Consider the following 20,878-nt stretch of genomic DNA (forward strand, 5'->3'; position numbering starts at 1 on the left):
AAAGGAAAGGGGATTATATTATGAATACGCCATTAATAATAGTAATATTATACGTAGCATTCTTACTAGGTTTAGGAATATTTATGTCAAAGAAAGAAAAGAAAGATGGGGAAAATTTCTTATTATACAAAGGTAAAAATGGTACTTGGATTACAGCAGTTACAATTGCAGGATTAGCAATCGGTGGAGCATCAACCATAGGTATAGCTCAAAATGCATTCGTTTCAGGATTATCAGCTGGATGGTATAACGTAGCTTGGGCATTTGGTGCTATAGTAGCGAGTTTCTTAGTTGTTAAACGTTTCAGAAATAGCGGACATAATACAGTGACTGGACTTGTACAAGATTTATTTGATAAAAAAACTGGGGTAATGATGACAATAGCTATGATTTTAATTCAATGTACAATAATAGCACTTCAATATATTGCAGGTGGATCAATATTAGCTAGTTTGCTTCCAGATACATTTAATATAGCTACAGGAACATTTTTCAGTTTTTTAATATTCATGTTAGTAGCATTTGTTGGAGGAATGGGTTCAGTTAGTTTGAGTAATATTATAAATATATCATTAATTTATTTCGGAATTATAATAGCTTCAATTATGGTATTTTTCAACCAAGGTGGTTGGGATGCAGCAATGCAAATGGCAAGTACTTCAACTGATGTTCCATACTTAAGTTTCACAGATGGTATGGGAATTCCAGCAATAATAGCTTGGATGATAGTTATGTGTGGTAATACAAACTCAATTCAAGGTGTTATACAAATAGGTCTTACATCAAAAGACGACAAATCTGCAGTAAATGGATTTAGATTAGGTGCTTTAATGATGATACCAATAGGTTTCTTATGTGCGATGCTTGGTATATCTTCAAAAGCATTAATCCCAGGTGTAGATGCGACATTAGCACTACCAATGATAATATTATCATTGCCACCAGTAATTGCAGGTCTTACTTTATCAGCTTTATGGGCAGCAGATATGTCTACTGCTTGTAGTATGCTAATAGGTTGCTCAACAACAGTTAGTCAAGATATATTCTTTAAAACTAGTATGGGTAAAAAATACAAAGATAAAGCATTTATAATAAACAAAGCTATAATACTTGTAGTAGGTCTATTAACTTATATATTATCTTCTCAATTAGGCTCAATATTAAATGCTATGAAGGTTTGTTTATCTATGGCAATAGGAACATCAATTGTTGTATTAGGAGGATTATGTTTTTCTAAATTTGCTGGAAAAAATGCAGGGTTCTTTACTATATTAGTATCAGTATTATCTGCTGGAGCGTGGTTATTTGTACCGGGAATCCAAAATGTTTTCTCAGATGTAGGTTATTTAATGTTATTAACTACTGGAGTTACATTTGTAGTAGTTAGTATATTTGATAAAAATAAAGTCGAAAATAATGAAAGTTTAAATAAACAAAAAGTAGCTAATAATTAATAAATAGATAATAATTAATAAAAACAATGATTAACATCATTCTGAATATATAAAATATTTGGAGTGATTTTATATTGCCTGCGCTATAAACATGTGAATCCTAAGCAATGGACGAAGCCGCCCGCGAATGAACGCAGTGAATTTTAAGCAACGGACGAAGTCGCCCGCGATGAATTTTTGTTTTTTATATTAAAATATAAAAATGTAATTAAAATTATTTATTGACAAAAATTATTTAATGAGTTAAAGTAATGTTAATGAGATTTAAAATATTATTAAAAAAGCTATGAAGGGAAGAGTAGTTATAAAACTGAGTTAGAGCGAGCTGGTTATGGTGGAAGTCCAGCACAAGGTCTATAATGAAGAACATCCTGGAGCTACTAACCGAAATCACAAAGAGAGTAGACTTAGTCGGAGCCAAACCGTTATAATTGGTGATGTATATTAGTACATTAAAGAGGTGAACTTTTTAGTTAAATTAGGTGGTACCGCGGAAGTACAGTCTTTCGTCCTATAGATGGATGAAAGGCTTTTTTTATTGCAAATTTTTATATTTTAAATTTACGAATTTAAATATTTTTAATTTAGAATAGATTGTTAGAAATAGTATAAATAAGTAAATTTAAGTTATAATTATAATATATTTAAAAAATTTAAAAAACAGACGATATAATTAGGAGGTATTCTATGCAAAAGGAATTCATAGAAATTAAACAACTTTATAGAAATAAAGATGAATACATAGATAAGAAAGTTAAAGTTGCTGGATGGATAAGAACATCTAGAATGTCTAAAAACTTTGGGTTTATAGAATTAAACGATGGTAGTTTCTTCAAAAACATGCAAATCGTTATCGATGAAAAATTAGAAAACTTCAAAGAAGTTGGTAAATTACCAATAAGTACTTCTCTATTAATAGAAGGTACATTAGTAGCTACTCAAAATGCAAAACAACCAGTTGAAATACAAGCTACAAAAATAGTTGTAGAAGGTGAATCAGATAATTCATACCCACTACAAAAGAAAAGACATACAGTTGAATACTTAAGAACAATAGCTCACTTAAGACCTAGAAGTAACCTGTTCTCTGCAGCTTTTAGAGTTAGAAGTGTTGCAGCATACGCTATACACAAGTTCTTCCAAGACAGAAACTTCGTATATGCTCACTCTCCAATCATAACAGGAAGTGACTGTGAAGGTGCTGGAGAAATGTTCAAAATAACAACTTTAGACTTAAACAATGTACCAAAAACTGAAGATGGTAAAATAGACTATTCACAAGACTTCTTCGGAAAAGAAGCTAACTTAACAGTTAGTGGACAATTAAATGGGGAAATAATGGCATTAGCATTCAGAAATGTATATACATTCGGACCAACTTTCAGAGCTGAAAACTCATACACAGGTAGACATGCTTCTGAATTCTGGATGATAGAACCTGAAATAGCATTTGCTGATTTAGAAGATAATATGGAACTTGCTGAAGATATGATCAAATACATAATCAACTATGTACTTGAACAATGCCCAGAAGAAATGGAATTCTTCAACAGCTTCGTAGATAAAGGATTACTTGAAAGATTAAACAACATAGTAAACTCTGAATTTACAAAAATAACTTATACTAAAGCTATAGAATTATTATTAGAGTCAGGACAAAAATTCGAATATCCAGTTGAGTGGGGATGCGATTTACAAACTGAACACGAAAGATATATAACAGAACAAATATTCAACGCTCCAGTATTCGTAACTGATTATCCAAAAGAAATAAAAGCATTCTACATGAGAATGAATGAAGATGGAAAAACAGTTAGAGCTATGGACTTATTAGTTCCAGGAGTTGGAGAAATAATCGGTGGTTCTCAAAGAGAAGAAAGATACGATGTATTACTTGATAGAATACATGAATGTGGTCTAAACGAAGAAGATTACTGGTGGTATTTAGAACTTAGAAAATACGGTACAGCTACACATTCAGGATTCGGTCTTGGATTTGAAAGAATAATAATGTACTTAACAGGTATATCTAACATAAGAGACGTAATACCATTCCCAAGAACTCCTAAAAACGCTGAGTTCTAGAAATTAAATAAAATATATAAAAGACTATGTTGAAATAAAAATGACAACATAGTCTTTTTTTTCAACATAATAATTAATTTCTTACGTGTTATAAAAAATTTTTATAAAAAAATTTATGTATACTTTAAGCTTTATTAAAATAACTCAAATATTATGCTATCATTATAAATAAGCATGTAATTGAATTTAGATAAGGGGTAGATTTATGGTAAAAAATTATTATAAAGAATACAGTAGTAATTTAAATAGAAATATGGAGTTTAATGTATATGGTTATGCAGGACTACCTGTGCTAGTATTTCCAGCGCAAAATGGTAGATTTTTTGACTTTGAAAACTTCGGTATGTTGGAAAATGTAAGGGATTTAATCGATAGTGGAAAGATACAACTATTTTGCTGTGATAGTATAGACAGTGAGAGTTGGTCTAATGAAAATGGGGACCCAAGATTTAGAATATGTAGACAAGAGGCGTGGTTTAATTATATAGTAAATGAGCTTGTTTCAAGAATACATCAAATAAATAAAAGTGGGAAAAAAATAATAACAACTGGCTGTTCTATGGGGGGAACACATGCAGTTAATTTTATGTTTAGAAGACCTGATGTATTTGGAGGAGTAATATCGCTTAGCGGATATTTTGATTCAAATATATTCTTTGGTGGTTATTGTGATGATTTAGTATATGCAAATTCACCTATAAAATTTTTACAAGGAATGAGTTACAACCATCCATATGTAGAGATGTATAGAAAGTGTAAAATAATATTATGCTGTGGCCAAGGGGCATGGGAAGATGAAATGCTGAGAAGTATATATAGAATGAAGGAATTATTACAATATAAAAATATACCAGCATGGATAGATATATGGGGACATGATGTAAACCATGATTGGAATTGGTGGCAAATACAGTTTTCATACTTTATAAGAAATATATTGGATTAATTATAAGACATTTAGATATTGAAATTTATTGTAAAAATTGAGGAGGCATTATAAATGAATGTTGTTTTTATTTCACCAAATTTTCCGCTTTATTATTATAACTTTTGTAAAAATTTAAAAATAAGAGGTGTTAATGTATTGGGGATAGGTGATGCACCATATGAATCTTTGCCACAACATACGATAGACTCAGTTACAGAATACTATAAAGTTGGAAGTCTTGAGAATTTTTATGAGGTAGAAGAAGCGTGCAGATTTTTTAATCAAAAATATGGAAAATTAGATTGGATTGAATCTCAAAATGAATATTGGCTAGAAACAGAGGCAACTCTGAGAAAAATATTTGATGTAAATAGTGGGACTAAGATAGATGATATGGCGCCTATGAAGTATAAATCAAAAATGAAAGATGTATATAAATCATGCAATATACCTGTAGCTAGATATATATTAATATCAACTTATGAAAAGGCTATAAACTTCACAAGAGAAGTTGGATATCCAGTAGTAGTAAAACCTGATAATGGTGTGGGAGCATCTAGTACATATAAACTTGAAAATGACGATGAGTTATCATATTTCTTTGCTACTAAAGATAACAATACTACATATATAATGGAAGAGTTTATAAATGGCCATGTCGAGACATTTGACGGAATTACAGATTCAAATAAAAATGTTTTGATTTCAGCAAGTCATGTTATGTTACATTCTATTATGGATACTGTAAATACATGTTCTGATACTGCATTTTATTTTCAACCTTTTGAAGGAAAAGATATTGAATTTATAGGCAAAAAAGTCGTAAAAGCATTTGATACAAGAAGTAGATATTTTCATTTTGAATTTTTTAGATTAGAAGAAGACAAAGAAGGTCTTGGTAAAAAAGGAGATCTTGTTGGTCTAGAAGTAAATATGAGAGCGCCGGGGGCATATATACCAGATATGATAAATTACGCTTATGATGTAGATACATATGCCTTATGGTCAGATGTATTGATTTACGATAAGATATTTGTAGATGTAAATAGAAAATATGTAGTTGGATATGCTAGTAGAAGAAATGGAATAGACTATACACATTCATATGAAGAGATTAAAAATAAATATAAAGATAAAATAAAAATATATACTGAAGTACCAGAAGCTCTAGCAGCAGCAATGGGAAATCATGTATTTATATTTAGAACAGAAAAAGAAAAAGAACTTATAGAAATGATAGGATTTATATTAAAACGAAATGGAGATGGAAATTGGATATAGATCTTTGATAATATTTAAAAATAACCACATCTTAGGTAAATAAAGACTAATATGTGGTTATTTTTTATTTTTTTAATACTATTTTAATTCTTGTTATGAAATACTTTAAGTAAGTCGATATTATATTTAGGAGGTAATAAAAATGTATAATTTAAATAAAGTAGGAGAAAGAACATATTATATAGATAGCCCCACAAATATAGGTATATACAAATTAAATGAATCAGATATTTGTTTAATTGATAGTGGAAATGATAAAGAGGCAGGAAGAAAAATAAATAAAATTTTAAAAGAAAATAATTTCAATCTAAAATATATAATAAGTACACATTCAAACGCCGACCATATAGGAGGAAATGAATTTTTACAAAAGAGAACTGATTGTAAAATAATTTCAACAGAAATCGAAAATTTATTTATTAAATATCCAATTTTAGAACCTTCATTTTTATATGGTGGTTATCCTATAAAAAGTCTTAGAAATAAATTTTTAATGGCAAAAGAAAGCAATCCGACTGACACTATAGAGAATTTGCCAGAGGGGCTTGAGTACATAAAACTAGGTGGACACTTCTTTGATATGATAGGAATAAAAACTTCTGACAATGTATACTTTTTAGCAGATTGTGTTTTTGGAGAAAATATTATAAAAAAATATCACATATCATTTATCTACAATGTAGATGAGTTTTTAAAGACACTAGATTTTGTAGAAAATTTAGAAGGAAATTTATTTATACCATCACATGCGCCGATTTGTGAAGATATAAAACCACTAGTTAAAATCAACAGAGACAAAGTACATGAAATAATAGAAACTATATTAAGGATATGTGAAGAAGAATTGATATTTGAAGATATTTTACAAAAGTTATTTATACATTATGATTTAAAAATGGATCTAAACCAATATGTTTTAATAGGGAATACACTAAAATCTTATTTATCATACTTATACGATAATGAAAAGTTAGAAATAGAGTTTAAAGAATCTAAATTATATTGGAAGACAAAGAGCTAAATACATAAAAGTGCTAGATATTTTATTCTAGCATTTTTAAATTCTAAGAAAATTAGATATTATTTAGTTTAAAAATATTTGTCAAATTTAAGCGTAATTTAAGATTTGATTGATATAATTAACTACATAATAAATAGATATAAATTAATAGTAATGGAGGAATTAATATGCAAGTTAGAGGTTCAGACGATACACTACAATTTGCGGATAAATTTAGAAATTATTCAAAAGAAGATGGACATGCATATAAAAAAATGAACAACAAAAAATTCGTTCTTAGAAGAAAAAGTAAATTATATTGTCCAAATTGTAAAACAAAAAATAATTTAAACAGTATTTATTGCAAGGAATGTGGAACTTTATTAGAAGATATTAGCAAGAGAACTTATGATTTTAGTATATCAAATATATTATCAAACATAAGTCTAAAAGATAGTTTTAAGGTGGCGGGATTTGCAACGTTAATACTATTTGCTATAAGTATAGTATTAAAATTAATTTTAAGGGTGTCATTAGGAAATTATGTTTCTTACATAAGTACTTTTGATTTACTTTTATTAATAAATGGTGGAAATTTAAATATACTTACTAATGCAAATAGTATGATGAACTATGGTAATTATTATAATTTTGCATTTCAAATTTGCTCATTAGCGCTTTTAGTATTGCCAGTAATATGTATGGTTGCTTCTTATAATATATTTATGAAACAAAAAAATACTGATGAATTAACATTAGCTAGACAAGCTATAGGAGTAGGAGTGATATATGGAATAATACTTACAGTATTAGCTCTTGTGTCTAGAAATAGCTTATCTATAGGCGGAGGATATCTATCTTCGGGATACAGTTTAGTATATGGAGTTAGTTTTTTAAGTGTTTTAGTTAGAGGTATTTTATTAGGATTTTTATCAATTTTATATATTGGAACAAAAAAAGAATATATACAAAACAACATGTATTTAGGAATATTTAAACAAGTAGTAAATACAGTATTTTTAGGATATTTTATAGTATTTGTACTTTTAGTTTTAGGATATTTTATAGGTTTAAGTTATGTATATGAATTTGGTATTTCAGGTTCTATCTCAAATATAAATATATTCGTAGTAATTAGCCAATTGGCAGCATATATTTGGGGATTTGCAAATTTAAATCCTGTAACTATAGGAAATCAAAATTTATTCTTAACAAATATATTTTCAACTTCCTTAAGTATAGATTTTAAATTATGTTTAATAGCATTTATTGCTCTATCAGCTTTAATATTATTGATATCAGGAATAAAGCTAAACAACAAATATAAAACTCACGCTAAAAAGACTACATTAATATTTAGTGGATTTTATGCAATCTTAATGGGAGTATTAGCTGTATTTACTTGTGTAAATGTAAATGGAGGCTCATTATTGGGATATAATGTACAAATGAATATGAGCATAATTTTTACACTTATAATAAGTTTTATTTACAGTTTTATAGTAACTTTTATAGGATTTAAATTAAATAATTGGGATTAATAAAAGAGAGGTATATAATAATGAAATCAAATGATAAAACAATAAATCGTAAGTTTATAAATATAGAGCATAGATCGAAAAAATCTCAAATAGAAAAAGAAATTCAAGATTTTGAAGATAAAAAAAGTGAAAAAATTATGGAGCTTGGAATCTCAGCATATGAAAAAATAAGAAGAGGTCTTATAGATGAAAGTATATTTGGAGAATTAACTTATGAAATAAAAAAACTAGACTTAGAAATATACAACAGAATGTTAGATATAGCAAATATAGAAGGCCACGATGAACATACACCTATTTGTGAGTGCGGTTATATATCAAAAAATAATGAAAAATTCTGCCCTAATTGTGGCAGGGAGATAAAAAAAGATAGGGAATTTATATTATGTGATGTTTGTGCAAGCAAGATAGATTCTGATTCTAAGTTTTGTACTTGTTGTGGCTCTAAAATAATTAAAAAGAAAGATATAGACTTAAATAAATACGAGTATGACTGTGAAGAACAATTTGACTACAATGAAGAAGTAGATGAAAATGATGATGAAATACAAGTATATGAAGGTGACGATTTTGAAAATTATACAGAACCTAAACATATAATTGATATAAAAGAAAATAATGATGATTTTGAACTTGATAAAGAAAAATTAAATAAATAAGGTTTCTCTAATAAATGATGTGAATTAGGATAAAGTAAATCAAAACTTATAGCATTATATATAAATACTCTCTGATATAAAACCATAAAGGTTTTGATTGGAGAGTATTTTTATTTTATACATAATCAAAAAGTTTACAAAAACTTAAAGAAAAAGATACAAAATTGAAAGGTTTCAGAAGGTGAAAAATATATTTAACTGTGTTAAACTATAATAGTATGAATAAACTTGGAGGGATTAAAATGAAGAAAGATAAAGTAAGGTCTAAAAAAAGGGAATACGACACCTGTAGTATTACTATGGAGCTAGAGAAGCCTTTACTTTACGAGGAAGAGCAAGCAGAAATTGCAAAAAAAAGAAAAAAGCTTAAGAAACAATCGATGAATAAGGCTATAATAAAAGCCGTTTTAATTTTATTGATTTGTTCAGTGTTAGGTTTTTTTATTTGGCTAACTAGCTACTATGCTCCAACATCAGAAGCAGAAACTTATTTGAAAAGTGATGATGCTGTAACAGTAAGCATAGACAATAATTTTATATGCTTTACGCCTACAAACATAACACCAACAAAAGGATTCATATTATATCCAGCAGCAAAAGTAGATGCTAAGGCATATGCAAAAATTTGCAAAATGATATCACAACAAGGTTATCAAGTTGTTGCTGTAGATATGCCATTTAATTTCTCTGCATTTGGTAAAAATAAAGCCAATGAAGTTATGAACAAATACAACAATATAGAGCATTGGGTTATAGGTGGTGATTCACTAGGAGGTCTTGTTGCGACAAGATATGTAAATTCAAAGCTAGATAATATTGACGGTGTTGTATTAATATCTTCATATCCATCAGATTCATATTTAAAAGAAGTTAATATGAATGTTTTATCAATTTGGGGTAGTAAAGATGGTGTAATAGATTTCCAATCTTTAATAGATGCGAAAGAAAAATTACCACCAGGTACTACTTATGTTGAAATTGAGGGTGCAAATCATTCACAATTTGGTGATTATGGAAAATACAATAATGATGAGAGTGCTTTGATAAGTGGAGATGATCAAAAACAAAAGACAGTTGACAGTATTGTAGAATTTATGAAAAATATAGACTAGATAAAAGATTGATATAGAAGTTTTAATATTTAAATTTCTACATCAATCTTTTTTTATTTTTAGATTTGTTTATATAGATTTAATGCACTCCAATTGCTCTTTTTAGGGTCTTTTTTAAATGCATCTATAAACCAAGTAATGTCTTTTTTAGAAATGCATTTTAATAGACATAGTAAAATTACATACACTATAAAAATAAGGATACCTTCAACAACTAAATTATTAGTATTTAGAAAATGAAACAACTCTTTTATAGCTAAAGATGAAATAGATATAGATATAATCGGTTTTATAATCCAATTAAAAATAGAAAAATCTAGTTTTGTGACTTTTAAAAGTCTATTAGCGCTTAATGAGAAGTTAAGTGTTGTACTTATAAATAAAACCATTATAAAGCCCTCTATACCGAACATAGGAATTAATAAGTTTATAATAAGTATTCTAACTGTCATATCTATTAAGTTATATCTCAATGTATAGACTTGTTGGTCTAATGCATTTAAACTACCATCTACAATTCTATCGAGATACATAAAAGGTATTAATGGAGCTAATATTTTAAGCATAAGACCGACTTCGCTATTGTGATACAAACTTTGTCCTAATTCGTTTGAATAAACTATAAAAAATCCCGTTGAAAATAATGCTATTATAAGCGTGAATTTTATTACTTTTGATATTACAAAATTAACTGATTTTTGTCTGTTTAATACGTTATATTGTGCAATTTCAGGTATTATAAGCGTTGAAAATGAAGCTAAAAATATTGATGGAAAATTTAAAAGTGGCAATGCCATACCTTTAATTACACCGAATATTGATAGAGAAGTTGCTGTTGATGAACCGTATGATTTTAATGCTTTAGGTATTAAAATATCTTCTATTGATCTTAAAAATGTCTGTACATATGCACTTCCCGCAATAGGAAGGGCAACTGAAATTAATTCTGTAAATATAGTTTTTTTCGATGTTCTCATTTTAATAGCAGGCGAATTTTTCTTTTCAAATATGTACATAAGGTAAGCACAAAAACATGCTATAATACTTCCTAAAGTCATGCCGAGAGTTATGTAAGAACAAGTATATTCTAAATTTGCAGTTGAAAAAGAAGTTATAAAAAAAGTAACTATAACCATCATAGTTATATTTTCTATAAAATCAGCAGTAATACTTTTTATAACTTTTCTACAACCGTAAAAATACCCATTAAAACAAGCAGAGATACCTATAAATGGCATACTAAATGAGAGTATTTCTAGAGGAACTTGAGCTCTAATATCTCCTATTAATACCGTACTTATAAAGTGAGAGCCATAATATAAACCTAAGGCAGATATAGAACTAAAAAATAATGTATATATAAAACCCCATCTAAGTAAACGCCTAATTTTATCTTTGCTACTTTTTTTACCAATTTCTTCAGCAATAAGCCTTGTAAGTGTAACCCTAATACCAGAAATAGCTATAGTCCATGCAAAAACATTGATGCTCATAATTAATTGATAAAGTCCCATACCTTCACTACCAATTTGATTAGATAAATATATTCGAAATACCATACCTATAAGGCCTAAGGTCATGGTAGAAAAGGTCAATAAAAATGTGTTTATAATTAGATTTTTTCTCCTCATAAGTTTTTCTCCTTTAAATTCAATATATTTATTTATATGATTTATAATTGAAAAAAATTTATGAAATTTATAGTACATATTATATTGTTGATGAAAATGTAAAAAGAGTGTAAAATTATTTCTAATAGAAGGAAAAGGAGAAATGGTTTGGATAATATCTCAAAAGCTAGAAAAGGAAATAAAAAAGCTATAAAGCAAGTTATAAAAGATAATATTGAACAGATGTATAAATTGGTATTTTTACATACTAAATATGAAGATGATGCTAAAAGAATATTGACAGATACGATGTATTTTATTGAGGATAATATGTCTAAATTAGATGAAAACCAAAATATTATATTATGGTTGTACAAAATAACTATTATAAATACAAATAATTTTTTAAAATATGTTGGTATGCTAGATAAAGATAAAAGTTTAGATAAATATTATTGTGATGGAAAAATAAATTTATATGAAGCGATTGATTTATTAGATGTAAAATATAAAAATGTAGTTATTTTTAAATGTTATTTTGATCTGTCTGATGAAGAGATAGGGGAAGTATTGGATTTAAATACTGATACTGTTAAAATTTATTTTAGACAATCATTAAAAAAAATAAAAGCAAGTGTGGGTGAATATTTATAAATGGAGGAAAAAAAGTCGTATAATATGAAAAGTGATATATCTAATATTGACATAAATATAGATGAAGATATAAAAAAAGATATTAAGGATTTCTATTTTTCAAAGAAAGATTTAGAGAATATAAAGATTCCACTAGATTTAGAAGATATAATTGATGAACCTTTTAAAGAAGAAAAAAAAGAAAAAAAATCTTATTATTTTAGTTGGTTTATTGATTTATTATTAGTATGCATAATATTATTGCCGATAATAGGAGTAATTAAGCCAAATATATTTATGAAGTTTGGTAATATATATTCTATATTTCTTAGAACTCATAATTTCTTAGAAAAAGATAATTTAATGAAATTATTAGGTGGAGAAGTAGAGTCTATGGATTTAAATAATGCTAAACCAAGTCTAATAATTAAAGAAGATGAGGTAAAAGATCCTACTTCCAATGCAGATGAATTAAATTTAATACATTCACTTGCAAATACGCTTATAAAAGCTGAATATAAGTGGGAATGTACAGAAGTCACGCCAAATACAATTGAAAAAGCACTTTCAGGTATTGATTATATAGAAGATAGATATCAAAGGATTTATTTTAGAAGCAGCTTGGAAAGTTGGAAAGAAGGAAATTTCTCAAATGCTATAGAGGTACATAATAAAGTATGGTCGATGCTTGAAGGTAGTGTAGGTGAAGCGTATGATTTGGATGAAGAGAGTATAGAAAAGATAAAAGAGAAATATTTTAAATAAAAAACTGCCTTATATTAGAATGGATCTTGTAATATAGGGCAGTTTTTATTTGATGTAAATTATATTATTTTAATTCTGTTAATGCTTCTCCACTTAAATCATCTAAAGTATTTCTACTTAAAGGATAATAATAATTTTTATCTTTTGCTTCAATTAAAATAGCTTTTTTAGCAATATCAGAGTCTACTGAATGTAAAAAAACAAGAGCATCACAATTTTGTATAAATTCAGTTATTAATTGTTTTGAATTTTTATTTATAGAATATGTCTTTTTTTGTTTATCATATTTACAATCAACTAGATAAATTGGACCTATTTTTTGGTTCGTTTGTATAATTGCGGCACTGTTGTAAGTGGAAGATAGCTGACTATAAACAGGTTTTTTATCTTGTAGATTTACTTTTTTCATAATTTGTTCAAAATCTACATCGCCATCATTAATTGATAATATATAACCTTTTAGTTTTAAATCAGATATTTTTTGATTAGATTTATCTTCACTATCATCAATTTTAGTTCCAGAAGGAGAATCTAATTGATCAGTTTGCGCTTCTAAGGTATTACTTTTTAAGTTATTTTTTATAACGAATCCACTGATAAGTATAATAGCTAGAAAAATTATAATATATACTACTCTTCTTTTTTTCATATAATCACCTCCTGTATAATTATAGAATTTTTAAAAATAGAATAAATTTATGTATCTTTAAAAGTATAACACAAAATGCCAATAAATTCCTATGAAATCGAATGTGAATTTTAATTAAATAAAAATATTTAATGTAGAAAATATTAAAATAAAAATTTATTTAAAAAGCATTTACTTAATATTATTATAATTAAATAAATGCTTTATTATTTATACTTTTATGTAAGTAATTTGATTGCCGTGGTTTTGTATAACTTTTACAAGGTCTTCTAGTGAAATCCATAGAGTAGACGTATTTGTATTTGGATGTACTCCGATTTTCTTTTCGCCTATTAAATCCTCGTCTATTAAAACCTGTACTTCACAGTTTGTATCATTTAAGATTCCAAGGGGAGTTACAGAGCCTCTTGTAAGATTTAAATATTTTTTTAGCCTTTCTTCAGATGCAAATTTAAGTGAAGTAGAATTGATTTGAGTTTTTATTGATTTTAAGTTTGCTTTTTTATTTTTATCCATGACTAAAAGATAGTGATTTGTTCCATTTGAATTTCTTAAAAATAGATTTTTAACGACATTTCCTTCAAGTATAATTCCAAGTGTATTCATATCTTCTATAGTAAATACAGCTGGATGCTCGGTTATATCGTATTTGATATGTAATCTGTCTAACGTTTCTAATACTATTTGTTCATTATTGTCATTCATATAAATTCACCCCTAATACATTTAATTTAAATTTTAAAAATCTTAAATTAAATATTTCCTAATTAAAACAAAAATATACTACATATAAAAATATAGTATAATAAATATATTGATAATAATACTATATAAAAGAAATAGTTACAAGATTTATGGATTTGTAAGATTAAAATATTATTTGATATTATAGCTGATATTGAGTATAATTGAAAAGGTTAAAAAATCTAAATCAAACAAAATTCTATTTATAATCTATAAAAGTTTTTTGTTTGATAATGAAAGAGAGTAAAATAAAATGAAAAAAGATTTATTTAATGGAAAAAGATTAAAAATTGCTAGGGTATATAGAGGCAAAAGTATAGATATTTTAGCAAAAGAAACAAATATAAATAAAAAAGATATATTAGCTTTTGAAGAAAATAAATATAAACCAACTTTAGAAAATGCATTAAAATTATCTAATATACTTCATTTTCCAAGAGAATATTTCTATGATAATGAAAATATAAAAGTTTTAGTAGAGGATTCACACTTTAATCCAAATTCTACACTGCCAAGAATGGAAGAAATATCATACAAAGAAAAATTAATTATGTTAAGAAAATTATTTTTATTCTTTGAAGATTATATAGGTTTCCCACAACTAGACTTACCTAATAATTTACATAGAGGAGATTCTATGGAAGTTCTTTCTCAAAAAATAAGAGAGCATTGGGACTTATGGGATGACGAAAAACCAACACCTTTAAATTTAGGTGATATAATGACGGCAAAAGGTATAATAATAAGCTATATGAATGTTAATAGAAGGGGTGCAAGTCCTTTTACTCAAAAGCAATCAGTAGATAAAAATACAAAATATGTTATTGCTTTAGGTGGAGATAAAAATATTGCGCCTATAAGAAATCATGACTTAGCTTGTGAATTAGGATATATAGTTAGTGATATACTAAATATACCTTTAAAGAAATTTGACTGTGAAGAATTTGCTGCTGAATTTTTACTTCCAAAACAAGCATTTTTAAATAGTATTCAAGAAGCAAATGAATTAGAAGACTTTGTTAATCTAAAAGCTAAATGGGCAGTACCTGTTAGTTTATTAGTTTATAGAGCATATAGTCTAGGTGTAATAAGCTATAAAAAATACAATTATCTACTTAACGATTGGCAACAAAGAGGTTGGAATAAAGTTGAACCACTAGATGATAAGTTTAAATTAACTGACTCATCATTACTAAAAATGGCATATGAAGCTTTAATAGAAAATCATATAGTGAGCAATGCAACTTTAATAGATAAATTATATTCTCAAGGGATAACTTTATATCCAGAGGATTTAGAGATATTAATGGATTTAAAACCAAATACATTACAAACAAAAAACAATAAAAATAATGTAAAAAAAGTTGATTTTAAAAGAAAAAGAGCGTAAAAAATACCCCCTTGTTTTAACAAGGGGATTTTTTAATCTTAAGGAAATTATATATTATCTGGTTTGTGGTTTATATTAAATCTAATATTGAATTTGTAGATATAAAATAAATTAAAAACCTGCAAATAGCAACAATGCAGGGTAAGATATAAAAAATCAAGTTGCTTCGCAATGGGAAAACGTTTGCAAAAATATCGAAAAAATCACTTATTCAGCTTAAAAAATGCTGAGTAAGTGATTCTAATCCAAGTAAAACGATTACATTTGTTAAATAAAATACTATTAGTCCATCCCGCGCTAAATACAGAAAACAGCGCCATGAAAGGGTTATCCCTACGGGTGAAACAAATGTAGGGACAGGAGATTTATCAAAACTCCATCCTAACAAAAGATTTTTACTTTTAAATATTTAAACTATACTTATATATTACCACAAATTCAAGAAAAATAAATAAAAATTTAACAATTTTTTATTAAAATTTTATCAATCTTTTTTCAAAGGGCAAAACTTGTACAATTCTAAAAAAAATACAAAAAATCTTAAAATTACTAAAAAGTAATAAAAATAAATAAATAATTGAGAATCGAAAAAAATTTTATTGTTAATATTTTGAAAATATAAAAATTTTTATATGTGATAATAAGGATTTGTAATCAATAAATACGTTGAAATTAAGCCATTTTAGAAAGAGAAGTTTTATTTTTAGAGCGAATTTAAGAAATTTTCTAAAAATAACATAATTATTACAATAATTAAAATGCCTATTTTTCTATAATAATAGTATAAACATTATACAAATCTAAAATATATTGAAAGGGAGAAAATCCCTATATTCAATATAATCAAAATAATGTGAATCCCACAATTGTATAGTTTTATTTGATCTATTTAATGGGTCGTGTAATACGCCTCTTGTCAACTTTTACGACCCAGAGAAATTTTTAAGTTTATATCTATAGGAGGTGGAGTTAATTTTACGGTAAAGTAGATAAAATAATTTAGTTTAAAAGGGTTATGAAAAATATATAAAAAGTAAACAAATATAAAAAAATAAAAATTCAAAAGTGAAGTAATAGAAAAAATTAAATGACATTATATATAAAATTAAATAAAATCACAATATTATAGCTACAATAAAAAAATTATGTAAATAAAACTCTAATTAATAGAGAATTTGTATTAAATTTGGTTATGAAAAAACAATTAGGGGGAATATCTTATGATTATAGTTGGTGAATTGATAAACTCAAGTAGAAAAGCAATAAAAGAAGCGATTGATAAAGGCGATATCGAATATATAAAACAAGTAGCTGTTGACCAAGAAGAAGCTGGAGCTACATATATAGACGTAAACGCCGGTACATTTGTAGGAACTGAGACTAAACACTTAAAATGGATGATTGAAAATATTCAACAAGTAGTTGATATACCATGTTGTATAGATTCTCCAGATCCAAAGGCCTTAGAAGCTGCTTTACAAATACATAAAGGGACTGCAATGATAAACTCCATATCTTTAGAAGAAGATAGATACGACGCTGTACTTCCAGTTGTAGCAGGAACTGATTTAAAAATAGTCGCTTTATGTATGAGCTCAGAAGGAATGCCTGAAACTTGTGAACAAAGATTAAAAATAGCTGATAAATTAGTAAATGGTTTAGTTAAAAACAACGTACCAATCGACAATATATATGTAGACCCATTAGTTCAACCTATAGGTACTGACGATACTTATGGATTTGAATTTTTAGACTCTGTAGCAGCTATTACGACTGAATTTAAAGGAATTCATACAATGTGTGGACTAAGTAATATATCATTTGGGCTTCCAGAAAGAAAATATATAAACAGAAACTTCGCAGTAATGGCTATTGCTAGAGGTCTTGACGGACTTATTATAAATCCACTTGATAGAGATATGATGGGAAGCATTGTTACAGCAGAAATGCTTGCAGGTAGAGATGAATATTGTGCAGAATACCTTCAAGCATTTAGAGCTGGTATAATTGGAAATCCTAAACAATTAAATACTTTATAAATATGTAAATATTATTGAAAATTTGTTAAAAGTGTTGTTCTAGTTTAAATAAGGGCAACACTTTTGCTTTTAAATAACAAATTTAAAATTAAAAATTGAATACTAAAAATCTTACAATTTTATATGGTTTTAACTCTTATGTTTTTGGAGTAGCACCTTTTCTGCTAGTTTTGCAGCTGACGCCGCATCTGCAGTGTAGTAATCGGCATTTATTCTTTTGGCAAAGTTGCTTGTTACTGGGGCTCCGCCTATCATAAATATGTATTTATCTTTTATGCCTGCTTTTCTAAATTCTTTTATAACTTCGCCGATTTCGGGCATAGTTGTTGTAAGCAAGGCGGAAAGACAGACTAAGTCAGCGTTTACTTCTTCGGCCTTTTGTATAAAATCTTTTGCTGATACATCTACTCCTAAATCATAAACATCAATGCCAATGCCACGAAGTGTAATTTTGACTAAGTTTTTGCCGATATCGTGGATGTCTCCTTTGACAGTACCGATTACGGCAGTGCCTATAAATTGTGCACCAGTTAAAGATAAGAGAGGTTCTAAAACTTTTATACCTGCAGTCATTGCTTTACCGGCAAGTAACATCTCGGGTACGTAGATTTCATTATTCTTAAATTTTATACCTACTTCATTTAAAGCTGGGATAAGACCTTTGTTTAATATAACAGAGGCGTCTATACCATCTGCTAGAGCTTCTTGAACGAGTTTATTAGTCATTCGGGCGTTACCCTTTTGTACATTTTGTGAGAGCTTACTAAAATCCATATTATAACCTCCTATAAACCTATAAGTAACGAAATATTTATAGTATTTGTTACTAGTTGATATTTTCTTATATATAATTAAATTATAGGTAGAAAATGAGATATAATCTATCACTTATTAGTATATAAAATTGTAAAATTTTTAGAAATGAATAAAGTCTGGAGGGAATAAAAATGAAGGAAAATAAAATTAATGTAAAGATAATACTTGAAGATGGTGAAAAGGTATGTAAGGCCAATATAGGCGACAATCTTTTAGATGTTATAAGAAAAAATAATATAGATTTTGATACACCATGTAATGGAAACGGTAGCTGTGGTAAATGTAGATGCAGATTGAGAGAAAATACAGAAATAGGAGTATCAAGTAAAAAGCATTTGAGTGAAGCTGAATTAAATTCTGGTGTAAGGCTTGCTTGTGATACTAAAGTTATGAATGATTTGACAGTAGAGCTTTCAAACAAAATCAAAGATATGACTGTTTTGATAAGTGGTGTAGAAAAAGAATTTAAAATAAACCCTTCTATTAAAAAACACTACATAGTGTTAGAAAAACCTACTTTAGACGACCAGAGAGACGATTTAATGAGAATAAAAGACTTCTTAAAAGAATCCTTTAATTTAGAAAATATAGATATAGATTTAAATATACTTAGAAAAATACCTAAAGCAATTAGAAAAGACGATTATAAGTTTACTATAACTTTATTTGACAACAAAATTATAGATATCGAGCCATCAGATACAACAAAAGACAACTATGGTCTAGCAATCGATATAGGTACTACTACAATCGCTGTATATTTGATGAGTCTTTATGATGGACGCCAAATAGATGTAATTTCTGAGGTTAATAATCAAAGAAATTACGGTGCAGATGTTATATCTAGAATCAATTATACGATAGAAAATTCTGATGGACTTAAAAAACTTAAAGCTTCTATAGTGAGTCAAATCAACGACATAGTTAAAAATATAGGCAAGAGAAACAATATAAATATAGATAATATATACGATACAGTAATAGTTGGAAATACTACTATGATTCACCTTCTTTTAGGAATAGATCCAGAATATATAGCAAAAGCACCTTATATTTCAGGATTTACTGAAGCTATGAATTTCAGTCCAAAAGATATAGGATTTAGCTTCAAATCAAATATAAGTATAATGCCGGGCGTATCTAGTTATGTCGGCAGCGATATAACAGCAGGTATATTGTCTTCTGGTATGTTGGAATCAGAAAAATACTCATTATTACTAGACTTGGGGACTAATGGAGAGATGGCACTAGGTAACAAAGACGAGGTTATAACTTGTTCCACTGCGGCTGGGCCTGCGTTTGAAGGGGCAAATATTAAATACGGTGTAGGAGGCATTTTGGGAGCTATAAGTGAGATAGATTTATCTAAAAAAAATAAGATAAAGACAATTGGAAATAAACCACCTTGCGGTGTGTGCGGTTCAGGGGTTTTAGATGCCGTTTCTGAGATGATTAAATACTCATTGATAGACGAAACTGGTAGGATGTTTGATGAAGAAGACGACGACTTTGAATTTGAAGAATATGAATATTTGACTAAAGATTTAGTAGAAATTGACGGTATGAAGCAATATATTTTGGCTAAAGATCAAAATGGAGATATTATATCATTTACTCAAAAGGACATAAGAGAAGTTCAACTTGCAAAGGCTGCTATTAATGCTGGTATACAGATATTAGTTAAGGAAAAGAATTTAGATTTTAACGATATAGAATGTCTATACTTAGGCGGTGGATTTGGAAACTATATGAATGTCAAAAGTTCGCTACAAATAGGTATGATACCTCTAGAATTAGATGGAAAGATTAAATCCATCGGAAACTGTGCAGGTAGTGGAGCAAAAATGTACTTATTGTCTAAGGAATATAGAAATTTAATAGTAAATAAGATAAATACATCAAAATATATAGAATTATCTAATAGAAAAGAGTTCCAAGAATACTTTGTAAATGGAATGATGATGGAGAGAATCTACGAGCCAGCACAAAAATCTCAAACAGAAGAAGCTGCTGTAAGCTCAATTTAATATGCGCTTTGGATACAAATATAATAAATATTTTCGCAGTAATCTAAAAAAAATCCAAAATAATCAATAAAGTTTTAAAAAATATAAATTAATTTTTTTTATTGATTAAATCAAAACTAAAAGGGTGATAATATGCCAAAAATAT

17 protein-coding genes and 1 other annotated feature are annotated in these 20,878 nt (G+C 27.4%); of the genes, 13 read left to right on the forward strand and 4 right to left on the reverse strand.

The features are described 5' to 3' along the window. Window positions 1-20 precede the first annotated feature (20 nt). The 8 genes from RDX53_RS05870 (at window position 21) to RDX53_RS05905 (ending at window position 10,060) form a co-directional block, all read left to right on the forward strand. Entirely contained in the window at window positions 21-1,454 is a 1,434-nt protein-coding gene (locus RDX53_RS05870; RefSeq protein ID WP_307993840.1) for a sodium:solute symporter family protein, read from the forward strand. Window positions 1,455-1,731: 277 nt separating this feature from the next. Further along, window positions 1,732-1,971 (forward strand) — a binding site (T-box leader). Between the two features lie 170 nt (window positions 1,972-2,141). Then, entirely contained in the window at window positions 2,142-3,539 is a 1,398-nt protein-coding gene (gene asnS / locus RDX53_RS05875) for an asparagine--tRNA ligase (protein ID WP_295677600.1), read from the forward strand. Window positions 3,540-3,744: 205 nt separating this feature from the next. Further along, window positions 3,745-4,485, forward strand: coding sequence for an esterase family protein (locus RDX53_RS05880; protein ID WP_295677599.1), 741 nt, complete (start codon window positions 3,745-3,747; stop codon window positions 4,483-4,485). A 54-nt stretch (window positions 4,486-4,539) separates the two neighbouring features. Then, window positions 4,540-5,748, forward strand: a complete 1,209-nt coding sequence (locus RDX53_RS05885; protein WP_307993841.1) for an ATP-grasp domain-containing protein — start codon at window positions 4,540-4,542, stop codon at window positions 5,746-5,748. Window positions 5,749-5,890: 142 nt separating this feature from the next. Beyond that, complete coding sequence (locus RDX53_RS05890) at window positions 5,891-6,769, forward strand: MBL fold metallo-hydrolase (protein ID WP_195929697.1); 879 nt, start codon at window positions 5,891-5,893, stop codon at window positions 6,767-6,769. Window positions 6,770-6,936: 167 nt separating this feature from the next. Next, on the forward strand, window positions 6,937-8,289 hold the full coding sequence (locus RDX53_RS05895) for a zinc ribbon domain-containing protein (RefSeq protein WP_195929698.1): 1,353 nt from the start codon (window positions 6,937-6,939) through the stop codon (window positions 8,287-8,289). Window positions 8,290-8,309: 20 nt separating this feature from the next. Further along, window positions 8,310-8,948, forward strand: a complete 639-nt coding sequence (locus RDX53_RS05900; protein ID WP_195929699.1) for a zinc ribbon domain-containing protein — start codon at window positions 8,310-8,312, stop codon at window positions 8,946-8,948. 242 nt (window positions 8,949-9,190) lie between these two features. Further along, on the forward strand, window positions 9,191-10,060 hold the full coding sequence (locus tag RDX53_RS05905; RefSeq protein ID WP_195929700.1) for an alpha/beta hydrolase: 870 nt from the start codon (window positions 9,191-9,193) through the stop codon (window positions 10,058-10,060). Window positions 10,061-10,119: 59 nt separating this feature from the next. Here RDX53_RS05905 and RDX53_RS05910 read toward each other — a convergent pair whose 3' ends face one another. Continuing rightward, window positions 10,120-11,691, reverse strand: coding sequence for a polysaccharide biosynthesis C-terminal domain-containing protein (locus RDX53_RS05910; protein ID WP_307993842.1), 1,572 nt, complete (start codon window positions 11,689-11,691; stop codon window positions 10,120-10,122). Between the two features lie 147 nt (window positions 11,692-11,838). Between RDX53_RS05910 and RDX53_RS05915 the strand changes: the two genes are divergently transcribed. Then, on the forward strand, window positions 11,839-12,324 hold the full coding sequence (locus RDX53_RS05915; RefSeq protein WP_195929702.1) for an RNA polymerase sigma factor: 486 nt from the start codon (window positions 11,839-11,841) through the stop codon (window positions 12,322-12,324). Further along, window positions 12,325-13,068 (forward strand): DUF6241 domain-containing protein, encoded by a 744-nt coding sequence (locus RDX53_RS05920; RefSeq protein ID WP_195929703.1) that lies wholly within the window; start codon window positions 12,325-12,327, stop codon window positions 13,066-13,068. 64 nt (window positions 13,069-13,132) lie between these two features. Here the strand turns inward: RDX53_RS05920 and RDX53_RS05925 are convergent, their stop codons facing one another. Next, on the reverse strand, window positions 13,133-13,717 hold the full coding sequence (locus tag RDX53_RS05925) for a hypothetical protein (RefSeq protein WP_195929704.1): 585 nt from the start codon (window positions 13,715-13,717) through the stop codon (window positions 13,133-13,135). A 210-nt stretch (window positions 13,718-13,927) separates the two neighbouring features. Beyond that, on the reverse strand, window positions 13,928-14,422 hold the full coding sequence (locus RDX53_RS05930; protein WP_295573814.1) for a prolyl-tRNA synthetase associated domain-containing protein: 495 nt from the start codon (window positions 14,420-14,422) through the stop codon (window positions 13,928-13,930). 292 nt (window positions 14,423-14,714) lie between these two features. On the opposite strand from RDX53_RS05930, the gene RDX53_RS05935 reads away from it, so the two are divergent. Both RDX53_RS05935 and RDX53_RS05940 read left to right on the forward strand, forming a co-directional pair. Next, entirely contained in the window at window positions 14,715-15,851 is a 1,137-nt protein-coding gene (locus RDX53_RS05935) for an XRE family transcriptional regulator (RefSeq protein ID WP_295573817.1), read from the forward strand. A 1,220-nt stretch (window positions 15,852-17,071) separates the two neighbouring features. After that, window positions 17,072-17,890 (forward strand): methyltetrahydrofolate cobalamin methyltransferase, encoded by an 819-nt coding sequence (locus tag RDX53_RS05940; RefSeq protein WP_295762544.1) that lies wholly within the window; start codon window positions 17,072-17,074, stop codon window positions 17,888-17,890. A gap of 129 nt (window positions 17,891-18,019) precedes the next feature. Here RDX53_RS05940 and RDX53_RS05945 read toward each other — a convergent pair whose 3' ends face one another. After that, window positions 18,020-18,664 carry a corrinoid protein gene (locus RDX53_RS05945; protein ID WP_295762546.1) on the reverse strand — a complete coding sequence of 215 codons (645 nt, stop codon included), beginning with the start codon at window positions 18,662-18,664 and terminating at the stop codon, window positions 18,020-18,022. A 173-nt stretch (window positions 18,665-18,837) separates the two neighbouring features. On the opposite strand from RDX53_RS05945, the gene RDX53_RS05950 reads away from it, so the two are divergent. Then, complete coding sequence (locus tag RDX53_RS05950) at window positions 18,838-20,733, forward strand: ASKHA domain-containing protein (RefSeq protein WP_295677683.1); 1,896 nt, start codon at window positions 18,838-18,840, stop codon at window positions 20,731-20,733. Window positions 20,734-20,878 lie beyond the last annotated feature (145 nt).

Source organism: uncultured Intestinibacter sp., assembly GCF_902468165.1.
In the GTDB taxonomy this organism is placed as follows: domain Bacteria; phylum Bacillota; class Clostridia; order Peptostreptococcales; family Peptostreptococcaceae; genus Intestinibacter.

Excerpts from the sequence above, each read along its gene's own strand:
- RDX53_RS05870 (WP_307993840.1), top strand. The coding sequence starts at position 21 with ATGAATACGCCATTAATAATAGTAATATTATACGTAGCATTCTTACTA.
- asnS (WP_295677600.1), top strand. The coding sequence starts at position 2,142 with ATGCAAAAGGAATTCATAGAAATTAAACAACTTTATAGAAATAAAGAT.
- RDX53_RS05880 (WP_295677599.1), top strand. The coding sequence starts at position 3,745 with ATGGTAAAAAATTATTATAAAGAATACAGTAGTAATTTAAATAGAAAT.
- RDX53_RS05885 (WP_307993841.1), top strand. The coding sequence starts at position 4,540 with ATGAATGTTGTTTTTATTTCACCAAATTTTCCGCTTTATTATTATAAC.
- RDX53_RS05890 (WP_195929697.1), top strand. The coding sequence starts at position 5,891 with ATGTATAATTTAAATAAAGTAGGAGAAAGAACATATTATATAGATAGC.
- RDX53_RS05895 (WP_195929698.1), top strand. The coding sequence starts at position 6,937 with ATGCAAGTTAGAGGTTCAGACGATACACTACAATTTGCGGATAAATTT.
- RDX53_RS05900 (WP_195929699.1), top strand. The coding sequence starts at position 8,310 with ATGAAATCAAATGATAAAACAATAAATCGTAAGTTTATAAATATAGAG.
- RDX53_RS05905 (WP_195929700.1), top strand. The coding sequence starts at position 9,191 with ATGAAGAAAGATAAAGTAAGGTCTAAAAAAAGGGAATACGACACCTGT.
- RDX53_RS05910 (WP_307993842.1), bottom strand. The coding sequence starts at position 11,691 with ATGAGGAGAAAAAATCTAATTATAAACACATTTTTATTGACCTTTTCT.
- RDX53_RS05920 (WP_195929703.1), top strand. The coding sequence starts at position 12,325 with ATGGAGGAAAAAAAGTCGTATAATATGAAAAGTGATATATCTAATATT.
- RDX53_RS05925 (WP_195929704.1), bottom strand. The coding sequence starts at position 13,717 with ATGAAAAAAAGAAGAGTAGTATATATTATAATTTTTCTAGCTATTATA.
- RDX53_RS05930 (WP_295573814.1), bottom strand. The coding sequence starts at position 14,422 with ATGAATGACAATAATGAACAAATAGTATTAGAAACGTTAGACAGATTA.
- RDX53_RS05935 (WP_295573817.1), top strand. The coding sequence starts at position 14,715 with ATGAAAAAAGATTTATTTAATGGAAAAAGATTAAAAATTGCTAGGGTA.
- RDX53_RS05940 (WP_295762544.1), top strand. The coding sequence starts at position 17,072 with ATGATTATAGTTGGTGAATTGATAAACTCAAGTAGAAAAGCAATAAAA.
- RDX53_RS05945 (WP_295762546.1), bottom strand. The coding sequence starts at position 18,664 with ATGGATTTTAGTAAGCTCTCACAAAATGTACAAAAGGGTAACGCCCGA.
- RDX53_RS05950 (WP_295677683.1), top strand. The coding sequence starts at position 18,838 with ATGAAGGAAAATAAAATTAATGTAAAGATAATACTTGAAGATGGTGAA.